Below are 16655 nucleotides of genomic sequence, written 5' to 3' on the forward strand. Positions count from 1 at the left end.
CGGATTCCGCCCTTCTCGAAAACGGGAGAACGCGTTGAGATTCAACAGAGCAATGGCGCTGACCGCGGCCGCGCTGCTGGCTACCAGCCTCGGCCTGGCCGGGTGTTCGTCGGACAGCAGTGCCGACGAGGGCATCGTCACCACCGGTGGTGGTGAGCCGCAGAACCCGTTGGTGCCCACCAACACCAACGAGAACATGGGCGGCCGCGTAGTCGACCGGCTGTTCGCCGGCCTGAAGTACTACGACGCCAACGGTGTGGCGCACAACGAGATGGCTGAGTCGATCGAGTCGTCCGACCGGAAGAACTACAAGATCACCCTCAAGCCGGACTGGAAGTTCAGTGACGGCACCCCGGTCAAGGCGAAGTCGTTCGTCGACGCGTGGAACTACGGCGCGCTCGGCACCAACGCACAGTTGCAGAGCTACGTGTTCACCCCGATCGTCGGGTTCGAGGAGGTGTCCGCGGAGAAGCCGACGGCCCAGACGCTCCGGGGCTTGAAGGTGGTCGATGACCGCACCTTCACTGTCGAGCTCAAGTCGCCCTCCATCGATTTCGAGACCGAACTCGGCTACGCGCCGTTCTACCCGCTGCCCGAAGCCGCGTTCAAGGACATCAAGGCCTTCGGCGAGAACCCGATCGGCAACGGCCCGTACAAGTTCGCCAGTAACGGTGCGTGGCAGCACAACGTCCAGATCGACCTGGTGCCCAACCCGGACTACAAGGGCGGCCGCGCGCCGAAGAACAAGGGCTTGCGGTTCGTGATGTACCAGTCCTTCGACACGGCCTATGCCGATCTGCTCGCAGGCAACCTCGACACGCTCGACACGATTCCCGACAGCGCGCTCGCGTCCTACAAGCAGGACCTCGGCGATCGGGCGATCACCAAGCCCACCGCGCAGAACCAGCACATCGGCATCCAGGCCAACGTCCCGCACTTCAGTGGCGAGGAAGGCGTCCTGCGCCGCAAGGCCCTGTCGATGGCGATCAACCGCGAGCAGATCTGCCAGAACATCTTCCACGGCTCCCGGCTGCCCGCGCGCGACTTCACCTCGGCCTCGCTGCCCGGCTTCAATCCGAACCTGCCCGGCTCCGAGGCGCTGAACTTCAACCCCGAAGAGGCCAAGAAGGTGTGGGCCCAGGCCAACGCCATCTCCCCGTGGTCGGGTCGCTACGAGATCGCCTACAACTCCGACGGCGGCCACCAGGCCTGGATCGAAGCCGTGGCCAACAGCATCAAGAACACCCTCGGCATCGAGGCCGTCGGCGCGCCGTACCCGACCTTCAAGAACATCCGCGACGAGGTGAACGCCAAGAGCATCGGCAAGGCGTTCCGCTACGGCTGGCAGGGTGACTACCCGACCATGCTGCAGTTCCTGACCTCGCAGTACTACAGCTACTCCGAGACCAACAACGTCGACTGGAAGAACCTGGAGTTCGACAAGCTGCTCGACGCCGCGCTCGCCGCGCCGACCCAGGAAGAGTCCTACAAGATCGTCGCGCAGGCGCAGACCCTGATGCTCAGGGACATGGCCGACATCCCGGTGCTCGACTACATCGCCAACGCCGGTCGCTCGGACAAGGTGAAGAAGGCCGAGCTCGCCTGGAACGGTCTGTTCGACTTCGAAAACATCGAGAAGTAGCCGCTGATGAGCCGCGCCGTCGAACCCGACGGCGCGGCTCACCACTGACCCAGGAGACGAAATGGCCTGGTATGTCGTGCGGCGTCTGCTTCAGATGATCCCCGTGTTCCTCGGGGCGACGCTGCTCATCTATGCCCTGGTATTCCTCATTCCCGGCGATCCGATTCAGGCCCTCGCCGGCGACAAACCCATGACCCCCGCGGTGGAAGCCCAGCTCCGCGCGCGGTACCACCTCGACCAGCCCTTCATCATGCAGTATCTGCTGTATCTGAAGGGCATTGTCACGTTCGACTTCGGCACCGCCTTCTCCGGCAGGCCGGTGCGCGACGAGCTGGCGCGGGCCTTCCCGATCACCATCAAACTCGCCGCCATGGCGGTGTGCATCGAGGCCGTGTTCGGCGTCATCTTCGGCCTGGTGGCCGGGCTGCGCAAGGGCAAGCTGTTCGACTCGACCATGCTGGTCGTCAGCCTGGTCGTGATCGCGGTCCCGATCTTCGTCATCGGCTTCCTCGCGCAGTTCCTGCTCGGGGTGAAGTGGGGGATCGCACCGGTGACCGTCACCGGCAAGGCGAGTTTCACCGAATTGCTGGTCCCCGCTTTCGTGCTCGGGTCGTTGTCGTTCGCCTATGTGCTGCGGCTGACCCGGAACTCGGTGGCGGAGAACATGTCCGCCGACTTCGTCCGCACCGCGACCGCCAAGGGGCTGAGCAGGCCCCGGGTGGTGACGGTGCACATCCTGCGTAACTCGATGATCCCGGTGATCACCTTCCTCGGCGCCGAACTCGGCTCGCTGATGGGCGGCGCGATCGTCACCGAGGGCATCTTCAACATTCCCGGCGTCGGCGGCACGTTGTTCCAGGCGATCACCCGCGGCGAACCGCCCACCGTGGTGTCGTTCGTGACGGTCCTGATCATCATCTTCCTGATCTCCAACCTGGTCGTCGACCTGCTCTACGCCGCACTCGATCCGAGGATTCGCTATGCCTGACCTCGACAAAGGAAAAGGAATCGACCTCGCGGAGAGTGCGGCCCGCGGCAGGCAGACCTACTTCGTCGCCCCGCCCGACGAGGTCGAGGTGCTCGCCACCGACATGGTCGTCGACGCGGGCTCGCCGACCAGCATCTGGCAGGACGCCTGGCGACAACTGCGGCGCAACCCGATCTTCATCGTCGCCATGCTGATGATCCTGTTCGTGCTCATCGTCGTCCTCTGGCCCGGCCTGTTCACCAGCCAGGATCCGCGCTACTGCAACGGCGACTTCAGCATGGATCCGCGCGGTCCTGGTCATCCGTTCGGCTTCGACAAACAGGGCTGTGACATCTACGCCCGAACCGTTTACGGCGCACGGGCTTCGGTGCTGGCAGGCGTCGGCTCGACCGTCCTGTTCGTGCTGATCGGCGGCGTCCTCGGCGCACTGTCCGGGTTCTACGGCGGGCTACTCGACTCGATCGTGTCGCGTATCGCGGAAGTCTTCTTCGCGATCCCGCTGATGCTGGCCGCGATCGTGATCATGCAGCTGCTCGATGCGCGGACCATCTGGACCGTGGTCCTGGTCCTCGCCTCGTTCACCTGGCCACAGGCGGCCAGGATCGCACGCAGTGCGGTGATCCAGGCGAAGAACAGCGATTACGTCACGGCGGCAAAGGCTTTGGGCGTCTCTCGAATACGCACACTGCTGCGCCATGTGGTGCCGAACGCGGCTGGCCCGTTGATCGTCGTCACCACGATCTGGCTCGGCGTGTTCATCGTCACCGAGGCGACGTTGTCCTACCTCGGTGTCGGCCTGCCGCGCACGATTGTGTCGTGGGGCGCCGATATCTCGTCGGGGCAGAAGGAGATTCGCACCTCCGCGATCCTGTTCTATCCGGCAACGGCACTCGCGCTCACGGTGCTGAGCTTCATCTTGCTGGGCGACGCACTGCGCGAAGCCCTCGACCCGAAGGCTAGGAAGCGATGAGTGAGTCCCGCAGCGCACAGTCGCCCCTGCTCGAAATCAAGGACCTGAACGTCTGTTTCACCTCCGACGGCAAGAAAATACCCGCCGTCCGCGATGTGAACCTGTCGGTGTACCCGGGCCAGACCGTCGCGATCGTCGGCGAATCCGGCTCGGGCAAGTCCACCACCGCGCACGCGATCATCGATCTGCTGCCCGGCACCGGGCAGGTGACCTCCGGCTCGATCCTGTTCGACGGCAAGGATCTCGCGAAGGCGTCGAAGAAAGACGTCATCGCGGTTCGTGGTAGCGGGATCGGGCTGGTCCCGCAGGACCCGATGTCGAACCTGAACCCGGTGTGGAAGGTCGGCTTCCAGATCCGGGAGACGTTGGAGGCCAACGGCATCGCCAAGGGTAAGGCGGCCAAACAGCGAGCCATCGAACTGCTGCACGAAGCGGGCATGTCCGACGGGGAACGCCGGGTGAACCAGTACCCACACGAGTTCTCCGGCGGCATGCGCCAGCGCGCGCTCATCGCCATCGGTCTGGCGTGCCGGCCCAAGCTGCTGATCGCGGACGAGCCGACGTCGGCGCTCGACGTCACCGTGCAGCGGCAGATCCTCGATCACCTCGAAGGCCTCACCAACGAGCTCGGTACCGCGGTACTGCTGATCACGCACGACCTCGGCCTCGCCGCCGAACGCGCGGAGCATCTGGTGGTGATGTATCGCGGTCGCGTCGTGGAATCCGGTCCGGCCCTGCAGATTCTGCGCGAACCGCAGCACCTGTACACCAAGCGGCTGGTGAACTCGGCGCCCTCGCTCGCGTCGCAGCGGTTGTCCTCGGTGAAGCAGCGCATCGAGATCCGCGAGCAGGCGGTGCAGGTGGCCGAGCAGATCGCGGCGGCCGACACCGAGCTGTCCGTAGTGCCCGACGACGTAGTGGTGGTCGAGAACCTCACCAAGGCGTTCAAGATCCGCGGCAGCGTCCCGTGGAAGTCGACTGACTTCCTTGCGGTGCAGGATGTTTCGTTCCGGCTTCGGCGCGGCACGACCACCGCCATCGTCGGCGAATCCGGCTCGGGTAAATCGACGGTCGCGCAGATGATCCTCGGTCTGCTCGAGCCGACGTCGGGCAAGGTCACCTTCGACGGTCAAGAGGTGGCGAAGCTGGATCGCAAGAGCGCCTTCGCGTTCCGGCGCCGGGTGCAGCCGATCTTCCAGGACCCGTACGGCTCGCTGGACCCGATGTACTCGATCTACCGCACCATCGAGGAGCCGTTGCGCACGCACGACATCGGCACCCCGAAGGAGCGCGAGGCCACGGTGCGCGAGCTGCTCGACAAGGTGTCGCTGCCGTCCACTGTGATGCGCCGGTACCCGAACGAGTTGTCGGGTGGTCAGCGTCAGCGCGTCGCTGTGGCCCGCGCCCTCGCGCTCTCGCCCGAGGTCGTGGTCTGTGACGAGGCGGTGTCCGCGCTCGACGTGCTGGTGCAGGCGCAGATTCTGCGACTGCTGAATGATCTGCAGGCCGAGTTGGGTCTGTCGTATGTGTTCATCACCCACGACCTGGCTGTTGTCCGGCAGATCGCGGATGACGTGCTGGTCATGCAGACCGGCAAGGTGGTCGAGGCGGCGTCCACACAGGAGGTCTTCGACAATCCTCGGGAGGAGTACACCCGGCGGCTGCTCGACGCCATCCCGGGCCGAGATCTGTTGGTGAGCTGAACAATCGGCTCGTCGAGATCGGCGGCACACTCGAAGTTCGGCGGCCACCCCGGCCCGTTGGGTTGGGGTGGCCGCTCGCTGTGCAGCGCCGAGTATGGGGTCAGTCAGCGGCGGCTGTGCACGGACCTGCTCGCGCAGTTCTGGGGCGTTGTCCGGTGCCAGGGATGCCCGGAACTGAACTGCATCGCACAGCACTGCGGGCACGGACAGCAGTGCACGGCACGGCATGGCATCGCGCTGCCCCGGACCGCGCTGCACCGCGCGGCCGACCGGGGCGGGCACGAGCTGGGGTCGGGTGGGGTCCGGCCGCAGCGGGGTGGGCTTGGATCCGGGGGCGGGGCGGGCGCAAGTAGCCTCGTAAACCGTGACCGATCCGCTGCAGCCTCTCGTCGATCTCCCCGGTGTCCGTGCCGCGGCCGACCGCGCCCGCGATGCGCTCGCCGAGGTGCATCGGCACAAGGCGAATCGGCGTGGCTGGCCGACCACCGCCGCCGAAGCCGCGGTGCGGGCCGCCCGATCGTCGGCCGCCATCGACGGCGGTAGCACCGAATTGCCCGCCGACGGTCAGGTCGGCGACCCGATTCTGGCCGGGTCGCTGCGCGTTGGCCAGGCCTTGGACGGTGACGCGCTGCGCAATCTGGTGGGCACCTGGCAGCGGGCGCCATTGCAGGCGCTGGCTCGATTGCATCTGCTCGCCGCGGCCGATCTGGTTGCCGACGAGGCGGCGCTCGGCAGGCCACGGTCGGATGCCGGAGTGGCGGAGCGGCTCGATCTGCTGGTGCAGACGGTGCTCGGGTCGCGTGCGCCCGCTCCGGTGATCGCCGCCGTGGTGCACGGCGAGCTGCTCGCATTGCGGCCGTTCGGGACCGCGGACGGGGTGGTCGCACGCGCGGCCTCGCGATTGGTCGCGGTGTCGAGCGGGCTGGACCCGCACAGTTTGGGAGTGCCCGAGGTTTTCTGGCTGCGGCGCAGGCAGGCGTATCTCGAGGCCGCAGCCGCTTTCGGGACCGGTGCGGCGGACGCTGTCGGCAGCTGGGTGCTGCTGTGCTGCGGCGCGCTGGAGGACGGTGCGCGGGAGGCCACGTCGATCGCCGATTCGGCATCGGGGTAAGCGCTACACGTCAAAGCGGGCGGCGCGTCGTTGCCGACTTCACCGCCCGCGTAGCACGGACTACCCGGTTACCAAGCGTGCTGGGTGGGTTGTGTTCTACGGCCTCGGCGAGAGTCCGACCTCCGGCGGTTCATCCCCGCAACCTGTGCGAGGCCATCGCCGACGAAGACCCGGATTTCGCAGGCCCACAACGCTTCTGCCCTTGTCGCGGCGCGCTCCGCGTGGGTGCCTGGTGCCCGTGCTGGGAAGGATGGACGGGAGACGGAACCTTCTCTTCCGGTCCTGCCTTGGCCTTCCGACCTTCCGTAGTTACCTTTCTACTCTGTGACAGCCTTCACATCAAGAGCTGCTCAGACATTCGATTTGCGGCGTGTCGATCGGCGTTTCGTGGTTCAATGCCTGGTCGCAACTTCTTGCGCGTGCGCTCAGCAAACCTCTCCGGCAAGCACCAGGCTTCCGCTCGAGCAGCGGCGGTCGCGCCTGTGCCGGTGGTGGCTAAAGCTCAGCTGCGCCGGCGCAGCAATCGATAGCTGATCGCGCCGGCGAGCAAGGCGCTCAGGCCGACCACCGCGGTGGCGGCAAGGGTGGTGGACGACGGTGCCTGGAACCGAGCCCACAGCGACACCGGATTCGAGAAGGCCAAAATCGGCCAGCCCTCGGCGAGTGCCTCGCGGCGCAGGCCGCGATCCGGATTGACCGCAGTCGGATGGCCCACCGCGTGCAGCAGCGGCAGATCGGTGACCGAATCGGAGTACGCGTAACAGCGCGAGAGATCGTAACCCTCACTGGCGGCGAGCTTTTCGATCGCGGCGACCTTGCCCTCGCCGTAGCAGTAGAACTCGACGTCGCCGGTGTACTTGCCGTCCGCGACGACCATCCGCGTCGCCGCGGTGTGCGAGGCGCCGAGCACTTCCGCGATCGGGCCGACGATCTCCTCGCCCGAAGCCGACACGATCACCACATCGTGGCCCCGGATCTTGTGGTCGGCAATGAGATCGGCCGCCTCGGCGTAGATCAGCGGATCCACCAGTTCGTGAAGCGTCTCGGCCACAATGGTTTTCACCTGCTCGACGTCCCACCCGGCACACATGTTCGTGAGATGGGCGCGCATCCGCTCCATTTGGTCGTGGTCGGCGCCGGACAGCATGAACAGGAAGTGCGCGTAGCTGCTTTCGAGCACATCGCGGCGATTCAACAGGCCTTGCGCGTAAAAGGGCTTGCTGAAGACGAACGTGCTCGACTTGGCGATCACGGTCTTGTCCAGATCGAAGAAGGCGGCGACGCGTCCGTCCGCGGTGGGTGAGTCCACCCGACCAGCATAGGCGTACCGCCCCCACCCTTCCGGCACGCGCGGGCCCGCAGTGGCCGCCGGGCGGCGCGGAACTGGGGATCCGACTGGGGATCGAGCGCGGGCGGTGCGACGGGGGCTGCGGCGGCCCACACGGCGGTATCCACGGCCGCGAGCGGGGAGTTTGCCGCACCCCTGCGGAGCCCGTAATCGCCGGAAAGTTCTGTCGCAACAGACTTGCGTTGTGGGCGGGGCTTGGGTGTAGTATTGCTGGCACCTGGACATGGTCCAGGCGCGTTCAGCCCGACCCCCCGGGGCTGAACCCGACGGCCCCAGCCTCCTCCCCCCCCGGCTGGGGCCGTCCTCTATTCCGAGGACGGTTCACCTCCCCCTTCGCCGGTGCCGAATCCCCTCGTCGCGGAACTCGAAAGTTCTACACACCCCCGAGTTATCCACAATCGGCACATCGCCTCTTCTGCCGTCCGCCGATTTCGGCCACGCTCAGCCGCATGAATCTTGAAGTGGCGCCGGACAACAGCAGCCCGCCACCGGCCCTCGTGCTCCTGCACGACCCCCGGCTTCGCGACGAAGTGCGGCGTGTGGCCGCCGCGGCCGAACGCGGACTCGACGAACGCCCGCTACCCGTCGGACGGCATGCATGGACCGCGGCGCCACTGGTGATCCTGGACACAACCGCCGCGCGGGCGGCCGCCGACGCCGGATATCTGCGCCGGGTCGGCGTCGTCCTGGCCACCGACGGCGAACCGGGACTGCCCGATTGGCAAGCCGCCGCGGCCGTCGGCGCCGAGCGGGTCATCGCGCTGCCCGGTGCCGCCGAAGGACTTATCGAGATGTTTGCTGAGTACGGCGAGCACCGCACCGGAGACGGTGTGGTCGTCGCCGTCGCAGGCGCGGCAGGCGGGGCAGGCGCGTCAACCCTGGCCGCCGCCGTCGCGCTGCGAGCCGCAGCGGAGGGGTTCCGCCGCGACACCGTATTGGTCGACGGCGCGCCCCTCGGCGGCGGCCTCGACCTGCTGCTCGGCATCGAAACAAGCACCGGACCGCGCTGGCCGGACCTGGTCGTCGAGGACGGCAGGGTCTCCGCGGCGGCGCTGCACTCCGCGTTGCCCACTGCGGCGCCCGGCCTGGCCGTGCTCGCCTGTGGACGCTGCGGTGCGGGCCGGTTGCCACGCGAGATCGGTTCCGCGGCTGTCCGCGCGGTCATCGAAGCAGGCCGTGCCGCAGGCGATTTGGTGGTTTGCGACATTTCCGGCGAACGCGGCCCGCACGCCGATCAAATGCTCGACTCCGCCGACCTGGTCGTGCTGGTGGTACCCGCGCGGTTGCGCGCCGTAGCCGCCGCCGAGGCGGTCGCCGCGCACATCGGGCGCCGAAACCCCAATCAGGGCTTGATCGTTCGCGGGCCTGCCCCCGGCGGTCTGCGTGGCTCCGAGGTCGCCGAGGTCCTCGACCTGCCACTGCTCGCCGCCGTGCGCGCCCAAGCAGGTTTGGCTGCCCGGCTGGAACGAGGCGGTCTCACCGTGCACCGGCGCGGGCCGCTGCGCGACGCGGCCGATGCGGTGCTCGCGGTGCTGAGTGCGCCTGCTGGGCAGCGGCGATGAGAGTCGAGCAGGTGGGTCGGCTCAGCGAGCGGTGCGCTCGAACGATCGATCGTCGATCGGGGGCGGTGGGTGGTTGGCGAGTGCGACAGGCGGACGGGACATCTCGTGGGTGCCCGGGCAGATGTATCCCTGCGACAGCATGCCCGCCGGATCGTCTTCGATCCGCGTCGCCTGCGGGCCCTCGATCATCGGCGGCAAGCACGGCTGAACGGGGATGGCGATGAGTGCGCTGGTGACCTCCGAGCTACTGGATCGGGTGCGGGAACGGCTGTCCGGTGGTTCGGGTGATCCGGACCCGGCCCAGGTGGCCGCCGCTATTCGGGCCGAGGCTGGTGCGGTACTCGGCGATACGGATCTGCTGCGGGCGCTGCGGTTGTTGCAGACCGAGATGACCGGCGCCGGAGTGCTCGAGCCGCTGCTGCACGATCCACAGGTCGCCGATGTGCTGGTGACCGCGCCGGACGCGGTGTGGATAGATCGCGGGCACGGTCTGGAGAAGACCGCGATCACCTTCCCCGACGAGGCCGCGGTGCGCAGGCTGGCCCAGCGGCTGGCTCTCTCGGCCGGTCGGCGACTGGACGACGCGCAGCCGTGGGTCGACGGCAGGTTGTCTGGAACCGGAGCGGCGCTGGGGGATTCGTTCGGTGTGCGACTGCACGCCGTGCTCGCTCCGGTCGCGCACGGCGGCACCTGTCTGTCGCTGCGTGTGCTGCGGCCCGCCACCCAGGGCCTGGACGCACTGGCGGCCGCGGGCGCGGTACCAGCCGACGCAAAGCGGCTGTTGGAGCGGATCATTCGAGCCCGACTGGCGTTTCTGGTGGTCGGCGGTACCGGTGCGGGTAAGACGACGCTGCTCTCCGGTCTGCTGGCCAAGGTCGGTCCGCGCGAACGCATCGTGTGTGTGGAGGACGCCGCCGAACTGGCGCCGCCGCATCCGCATGTGGTGCGACTCGTCGCGCGCACCGCGAACGTCGAGGGCGTCGGTGCGGTGACCGTTCGCGACCTGGTACGGCAGGCGCTACGCATGCGTCCCGACCGGATCGTGGTCGGCGAGGTCAGAGGTGCCGAGGTGGTCGACCTGCTGACCGCGCTGAACACCGGCCACGACGGCGGTGCCGGAACTGTCCATGCGAACTCGCCACAGGAGGTGCCCGCCCGGCTGGAAGCCCTTGCGGCACTCGGTGGAATGGACCGCGCCGCACTGCACAGCCAACTCGCCGCCGCCGTCCAGGTCGTGCTGCACGTCCACCGTCGGACAGACGGTTCGCGGGGCCTGCGCGAGATCGGTCTCGTCCGCCGCGACGACAACGGCCGCGTCCACATCGCTCCCGCATGGCACGCGTGCGCCCCGGCTCCTGCGGCGGGCGAACTGAATCGGTTGCTCGATGAGCGGCTCGACCGATGAGCGCAGCGTTGGTGTGTCTCGCGCTCGCACTGCTGGCGGCACCGACATCGCCGTCTCGTCGTCGGTTCGGCGGGTTGTTCGCCGTACCGGTGGTGGCGCGAAAGATGCAGCGCGGCAGGGTGCTCCGGCTCGGAGTCTGCGTCGGCGTGGCTGTGGTGTCGGTCTTCGGGATCGGTCCACTGCTTGCGACGGCGATGGTGGCGGGAACGGTCGGGTTCCGAGTTCGCCGGGCGAGCGTGGATCGGCGCAGAAGCGCCGAATGTACCTACCTGCTGGACGCATTGGAGGCGGTGATCGGGGAGCTGCGGGTCGGTGCCCATCCGAGTGCGGCGGCCGAGGTCGCGGCTTGCGAGGCGCGCGGCGAAGCCGCCGAGGCGTTCGCGGTGAGCGCCGGGCGCAGCAGGCTGGGGGGTTCCGCGGCCGCGGGGCTGCGTCAGCCGGATTCCATCGTCGCGGTGGAGCTGTCCCGCATCGCCGACGCGTGGCAGGTGGCCGAGCAGCACGGTCTGGCGCTGGCGGAGTTGCTGTCCGCCGCGCGCACGGACCTGGTGGGCCGCATCCGTTTCCACGGCCGCACCACCGCCGCTCTCGCCGGTGCTCGCGCCACCGCCACCGTGCTGGCCGCCCTGCCACTGCTCGGGCTCGGTCTCGGTCAACTGATGGGCGCCGCTCCGTTGCACGTGCTTTTCGCTTCGTCGGCAGGGGCTGTGCTGCTCCCACTCGGTGCCGCTCTCGCCTGCGCGGGCCTGCTGTGGACCGATGCCATCACCCGAAAGGTGCTCGTATGAATCGAGAGCGTTGCCGTAAGCGCGGCCGATCCCCTGTGTGGCAAACGAATTCGAGAAATCCCTCGGACCGTCCGGGCCCATTCGGCCCTGGCTATGCGAATTGTGCTGTGTTCGAGTCGAATTGGTGGGATGAGGTGCTGGATGGAGCCGGCCATGTATCCGGCTCTGCCGGTGGTGTTGCTCGCGGTCGCGCTGCTCCTGTTGCCCGGCCGGGTGGCGGTGAGTCGTCGCCTGCAGGCACTCCGGCGCCCCGCGGTGGTGCGCGCCGTCGTGCCCGCGTCGAACCAGCAGCTCGACCCGCTGGCCACGGCCTCGGTCTTCGATCTGCTGGCCGCGTGCCTGCGAGCGGGACTGCCGATGGCGGGCGCGGCGCGGGCGGTGGCACCCGGTGCGCCGGAACCGCTGGGGGAGGCGCTGCGACGAGCCGCGGATCTGCTCGCCCTCGGTGCCGATCCTGCGACGGCCTGGGAGCGCGCGGCGGCAGCCGAGACCGGCCGGGCGGGCGCCGAAGAGGTGGAGTCGTTGGCGCGGATGGCGCGCCGGTCCGCGCGATCGGGCGCCTCGCTGGCGGTCGCGGTCGGCGAACTGGCCGAACAGCGACGGGGTGCGGTCGAGGATGCCGCCGCAGCGAAGGCCGAGCGGGCCGGCGTACTGATCGGCGGCCCCCTCGGCCTCTGCTTCCTCCCCGCGTTCGTCTGCCTCGGCATCGTGCCGGTGGTGATCGGTCTCGCTGGCCGGGTGCTCGGCGGTGGGCTGCTGTGAGCGAGCGCTGGCGGGTGGGCTGCAGACCAAGTGCTCTCGTGCACGGCGGGGCTCCGCCTCAGCCAGGTGGCGTTGCGAACGAGCACCAGCCGCTGGGCAGCAGGATCGGGATGGCCTCGTGTGCTGCGGGACTCGGTGCCAGTGCGGTTAGGGACATGGGCGAGCGCCGCCGCGTGCGTCGAAGGCGCTGTGCGCCTGCGGGCCTGCTGAGCCCGCACGCAGGCGACTACGTCACGAAGGGTGTCGTCGGCGTGCTTGGATCCGTGCCCGCACCGCTTGCTCGGCCTACCGGAACGTGTCCGCGCGGATCGGCCGCGCGGGCCGCAGTGAGAGGGGAATCAGGTGCTGATCGAGCGAGTGACGAGCAACGCGATCCACGGTTCGAGGGCTGTATATATGGAGCTGCGTTCGCGAATCCTGCACGCGGCGACCGCCGACGACGGGATGAGCACGGCCGAGTATGCGATCGGGACCATCGCCGCCGCGGCGTTCGGTGCCGTGCTGTACGGGGTGGTGACCGGCGACAGCATTGTGAACGCGCTGACGAAGATCATCGACCGCGCCCTCAACACCACCGTGTAGCAGCCTGGCCGTTTCGGGTAAAACAGTGGAGCGCAAAGACTCTCGGTGATGATCGGGGTTCGGTGACGGTCGAGGCGGCGATCGCGCTCACCACCCTGGTCGTCGCGGTCGTGCTGTGTATCGGAGCATTGCTGGCGGCGTCGACGCAGGTGCGCTGTGTCGACGCCGCCCGCGAGGCGGCCCGCCTGTCCGCCCGCGGCGACGAAGCGAACGCGATCGCCGCGGCCCGCCGCGTCGCACCTCCGGCCGCGGACATCTCGCTGCGCAGCGAGGGCAACCACGTGATCGCCCGAGTCACCACCCGCGCGCCCCTGCTACCGCTGCTGACGCTGCACGCGGACGCCGTCGCGGTCCGCGAGCCGGGAACGACACCATGAGAGCGCGTGAACAGAGAAGCAGTCACCGAGCGGCGGGGGAGGGGATGAGGGGCAAGCTTCGGGCCGATGACGGCGCGGCGACGGTCTTCGCGTGTCTCGCCCTCACCGCGCTCATCGCGGCGACGCTGATGATCGGGCAGGTCGGTGTGGTGGTTGTCACCCGGCATCGGGCGCAGGCAGCAGCCGACTTGGCGGCGCTGGCGGCAGCTGCGGCATTAGCCGAGGGGGCCGACGCGGGATGCGCTGCGGCGGCAGCGGTGGTGCGGCGGATGGCGGCCTGGATGGAACAGTGCGAAGTCGCCGAGTGGGATGCGACTGTGATTGTTAACAGGAATGTACCAATGGGTCTGTTAGGAACCCACACGGTGCGCGCTGTCGCACGAGCCGGGCCTGTTGAAAACTGAGAGAAACCTAAGTGTGGACTCGCACCCGGACGTTGTCGCGAGTAGCGGAAATCGGTAAATAGCCTGGCCAAATAATTTCAGACGGCACAATTGTCCGCAGGGACGCGGATAAAGAAACGAACGAATGCGCATGTGCGCAGGCGACAACTGGGCAATAGCACAGTTAACCTGAATGCATTCCTCTTTATTCGACCGGGGAGCCCGGAGCGCGGTCTGCCCGCACCGCGTCCGGATCCAGGCAGATCGCCCCAGGTCAGGTAGACATTCGATCACACGCGGAGCTCGGCGCCGTCACGAACCGAGCTCGGCGTCGTCACCGGGCCGACAGCTCGGCCAGCACTGCGGTGAGTAGGCGCGCCGCACCGGCCTTGTCGAGCGGATGGTTCCCGTTCCCGCACTTGGGCGACTGGACGCACGACGGGCAGCCCGCGGCGCAGGCGCAGGACTCGATCACGGCGAGGGTGGCCGACAGCCAGCGCTGCAACTGGGCGTACCCGCGCTCAGCGAAGCCCGCCCCACCCGGCTGACCGTCGTAGACGAACACCGTCGGCAGCCCGGTATCGGGATGCTCGGCGATGGAGACGCCGCCGATATCCCACCGGTCGCAGGTCGCCACCAGGGGCAATAGCCCGATCGCCGCGTGCTCGGCGGCGTGCAGCGCGCCGGGCACGTCCGCCGGGTCGATGCCGGCCAGCGCCAACAACTCCGGGCACACCGTATAAAGCACCGCCCTGGTGGGCAGGGTGTGTTCGGGCATGTCGAGTTCGACCAGGTCGAGCACCTCGCCGGTGACCAGGGTGCGCAGATACCCGACCACCTGACTGGTCACCCTGACCTGTGCCAATGCGGTGGTCACCCGGCCGTAGCGCCGCTCGTCGGTCAGCTCGTCGATGGCGATCGAGGTGACCGAGCGAGCGCTGGTGGTCCACCCCGGTTCGGCGGCGTGCACGAACGCGACGCCACCCTCCAGATCCAGCTCGTCGACCACGAAGGTCTCGCCCTGATGCAGGTGAACAGCGCCCTGATGCAGCGTCGCCGGCGCACGCCCGGCATCGGCCGTGCCGAGCAATCGCCCGGTCTCGCCGTCGACGATGGCCACCGGCGTACCGATCCCGCCGCGCACATCGACGGCGTCGTGCGGCTGCGTCTCCGCGGTGACGTACCAGCGCCCCCGCTCCTCGGCGCCCGTGACCACGCGACGCCTGATCAATCCCTTCTCGGCGAGACCGGCCAGCACTTCCCGCGCGCCGAGCTCGTCCACCTCGGCGTCGGTGAGCGGCAGCTCCAACGCCGCGCAAAGCAACTGGGGACCCAGTACATAGGGATTGCGCGGGTCGGTGATGGTGGCCTCGACGGGCTTGTCCAGCAGCGCCTCCGGGTGATGCACGAGGTAGGTATCCAGCGGATCGTCCCTGGCCACCAGCAGGACCAAGGACCCCTGGGTGCGCCGGCCCGCCCGGCCCGCCTGCTGCCAGAACGAGGCGACAGTGCCCGGAAAACCGCAGATCACCACGGCGTCGAGCCCGGCGATATCGACCCCGAGTTCGAGTGCGTTGGTGGTGGCCGCACCGAGCAGTGAACCGTCCGACAACGCCGTCTCCAGCTCGCGCCGATCCTCCGCGAGGTACCCGGCCCGATACGCGGCGACGCGCTCGGCGAGGTCCGGATCGACCTCGCTCAGCAACCGCCGCGCGTCCATCGCCGTGAGCTCGGCGGCCCGGCGGGACCGCACGAAGGTCAGCGTCCGCGCGCCCTCGACCACCAGGTCGGCCATGATCCGCGCGGCCTCCGTGGTGGCCGCCCGCCGCACCGGCGCGCCGTTTTCGCCGGTCACGGTGGTGAGCAGCGGCGGCTCCCACAGCGCGACGGTGCGTGGCCCCTGCGGTGACCCGTCCTCGGTGACCGCGACACACGGCGCCCCGATCAACCGGGAGGCGGCGGCCGCGGGCTCCGCGGTGGTGGCCGAGCACAACACGAACACCGGATCCGCGCCGTAGCGTGCGGCGATCCGCCGCAGCCTGCGCAGCACCAGCGCCACGTGCGAGCCGAAAACGCCCCGGTAGGCATGGCATTCGTCGACCACGATGTACCGCAGCCTGCGCAGCACCCGCGCCCAGCGCTGATGCGAGCGCAAGATGCCGAGATGCAGCATGTCGGGATTGGTGAAAACCCAGCGTGCGTTCGCCCGCACCCACTGCCTGATCTCGGCAGGAGTATCGCCGTCATAGGTTGCTGGATGAATATCGCGCAGCGGTCCCTCGTGCGTCAGCGCGCCGACGGCCCGCAGCTGATCCGCGCCGAGCGCTTTGGTGGGTGCCAGATAAATGGCAGTGGCGCGCGGGTCTTCACGCAGCGCGCTCAATACCGGTAGCTGATATCCCATCGACTTGCCGGATGCTGTGCCGGTGCTGACCACCACGTGGGCGCCGCCGTGCGCGAGGTCGGCGGTGCGGGTCTGATGACTCCACGGCGCGTCGACGCCCGTGTCCCGTAATGCCGAGATCACCTCCGGCGATGTCCAATCGGGCCAGGTGGTGAGCTCGGCGGCGCGGGCGGGTAGCTCGACGACGTGGGTCAACCGGGGCTCGTCGGCGGGCACTCCGACTAGGACACGATTCAGCAACGATGTCCCGTAGCCGATGCCGTTAGGGGGTGCCGGGCGAGCGGTCGAGTTGGTCGGATTCATGCGGCGCGCGCCACGACACGCTCAGAAAGTGTGAAACGTGGACGGTTAGGAACGTCTACCTGCCAATTCGATACCAAATAGCGACCTGGGTCACAGGCCCTTTGCCATACGCGCACTCGGTTATCGGGAGGCAAACGAACCTCAAGTCTGGATTCCGGCATTGTGTCCCTCACCTGCGCATTCGCAAGATCAACTTTTTTGCAAATTGTCGGTAACTCGACTGTTGAATTGCTCGAAGACATGGTTCACTGGTTCCTGGTCGCAAGCTTCTGTGTTCGAGGGTCGGATCCAAAGTCCAAACCGTCAGCAGGATCGATGTTGCGAACG

Annotated in this window: 15 protein-coding genes; 12 read left to right on the forward strand and 3 right to left on the reverse strand. The window is 68.1% G+C overall.

Translation table 11 applies throughout. The annotated features are described in order from the left end of the window. The first annotated feature begins 52 nt into the window (after positions 1–52). The 5 genes from DMB37_RS22810 to DMB37_RS22830 all read left to right on the forward strand — a co-directional run bounded on the left by DMB37_RS22810 (position 53) and on the right by DMB37_RS22830 (position 6414). Complete coding sequence (locus DMB37_RS22810) at positions 53–1642, forward strand: ABC transporter substrate-binding protein (RefSeq protein ID WP_107653777.1); 1590 nt, start codon at positions 53–55, stop codon at positions 1640–1642. A gap of 61 nt (positions 1643–1703) precedes the next feature. Then, positions 1704–2630 (forward strand): ABC transporter permease, encoded by a 927-nt coding sequence (locus DMB37_RS22815; RefSeq protein WP_135234443.1) that lies wholly within the window; start codon positions 1704–1706, stop codon positions 2628–2630. Then, a complete protein-coding gene (locus DMB37_RS22820; RefSeq protein ID WP_135234444.1) occupies positions 2623–3600 on the forward strand; it encodes an ABC transporter permease in 978 nt (325 codons plus the stop codon). Before DMB37_RS22815 ends, DMB37_RS22820 begins: the two co-directional genes overlap by 8 nt. Beyond that, positions 3597–5303 (forward strand): ABC transporter ATP-binding protein, encoded by a 1707-nt coding sequence (locus tag DMB37_RS22825; protein ID WP_135234445.1) that lies wholly within the window; start codon positions 3597–3599, stop codon positions 5301–5303. Before DMB37_RS22820 ends, DMB37_RS22825 begins: the two co-directional genes overlap by 4 nt. A 364-nt stretch (positions 5304–5667) precedes the next feature. Continuing rightward, on the forward strand, positions 5668–6414 hold the full coding sequence (locus DMB37_RS22830) for an oxidoreductase (RefSeq protein ID WP_135234446.1): 747 nt from the start codon (positions 5668–5670) through the stop codon (positions 6412–6414). A 502-nt stretch (positions 6415–6916) separates the two neighbouring features. On the opposite strand, the gene DMB37_RS22835 is transcribed toward DMB37_RS22830, so the two are convergent. Further along, positions 6917–7855 (reverse strand): HAD-IB family hydrolase, encoded by a 939-nt coding sequence (locus DMB37_RS22835; RefSeq protein WP_370465182.1) that lies wholly within the window; start codon positions 7853–7855, stop codon positions 6917–6919. A 356-nt stretch (positions 7856–8211) separates the two neighbouring features. On the opposite strand from DMB37_RS22835, the gene ssd reads away from it, so the two are divergent. Continuing rightward, on the forward strand, positions 8212–9324 hold the full coding sequence (ssd, locus tag DMB37_RS22840; protein WP_135234448.1) for a septum site-determining protein Ssd: 1113 nt from the start codon (positions 8212–8214) through the stop codon (positions 9322–9324). Positions 9325–9345: 21 nt separating this feature from the next. Here ssd and DMB37_RS40625 read toward each other — a convergent pair whose 3' ends face one another. After that, positions 9346–9513, reverse strand: a complete 168-nt coding sequence (locus tag DMB37_RS40625; protein ID WP_167768908.1) for a hypothetical protein — start codon at positions 9511–9513, stop codon at positions 9346–9348. A gap of 31 nt (positions 9514–9544) precedes the next feature. On the opposite strand from DMB37_RS40625, the gene DMB37_RS22845 reads away from it, so the two are divergent. The 6 genes from DMB37_RS22845 (at position 9545) to DMB37_RS22870 (ending at position 13642) form a co-directional block, all read left to right on the forward strand. Next, positions 9545–10729, forward strand: coding sequence for a TadA family conjugal transfer-associated ATPase (locus DMB37_RS22845; protein ID WP_135234449.1), 1185 nt, complete (start codon positions 9545–9547; stop codon positions 10727–10729). Then, positions 10726–11517, forward strand: a complete 792-nt coding sequence (locus DMB37_RS22850; protein WP_135234450.1) for a hypothetical protein — start codon at positions 10726–10728, stop codon at positions 11515–11517. Before DMB37_RS22845 ends, DMB37_RS22850 begins: the two co-directional genes overlap by 4 nt. Positions 11518–11658: 141 nt before the next feature. Continuing rightward, the gene (locus tag DMB37_RS22855; RefSeq protein WP_240771621.1) at positions 11659–12279 is read left to right on the forward strand and encodes a type II secretion system F family protein; all 621 of its coding nucleotides are present in this window, start codon (positions 11659–11661) and stop codon (positions 12277–12279) included. Between the two features lie 396 nt (positions 12280–12675). Then, entirely contained in the window at positions 12676–12861 is a 186-nt protein-coding gene (locus tag DMB37_RS22860) for a DUF4244 domain-containing protein (protein ID WP_135237768.1), read from the forward strand. 62 nt (positions 12862–12923) lie between these two features. Next, positions 12924–13238 carry a TadE family type IV pilus minor pilin gene (locus DMB37_RS22865; protein ID WP_135234451.1) on the forward strand — a complete coding sequence of 105 codons (315 nt, stop codon included), beginning with the start codon at positions 12924–12926 and terminating at the stop codon, positions 13236–13238. Positions 13239–13282: 44 nt separating this feature from the next. Then, positions 13283–13642, forward strand: coding sequence for an Rv3654c family TadE-like protein (locus tag DMB37_RS22870; protein WP_135234452.1), 360 nt, complete (start codon positions 13283–13285; stop codon positions 13640–13642). Between the two features lie 313 nt (positions 13643–13955). Here the strand turns inward: DMB37_RS22870 and DMB37_RS22875 are convergent, their stop codons facing one another. Further along, positions 13956–16328: a DEAD/DEAH box helicase gene (locus DMB37_RS22875; protein WP_135234453.1), complete on the reverse strand. Its 2373-nt coding sequence runs from the start codon at positions 16326–16328 to the stop codon at positions 13956–13958. Positions 16329–16655 lie beyond the last annotated feature (327 nt).

This window comes from Nocardia sp. CS682, from assembly GCF_004634405.1.
GTDB classification, from domain to species: Bacteria; Actinomycetota; Actinomycetes; order Mycobacteriales; family Mycobacteriaceae; genus Nocardia; species Nocardia ninae.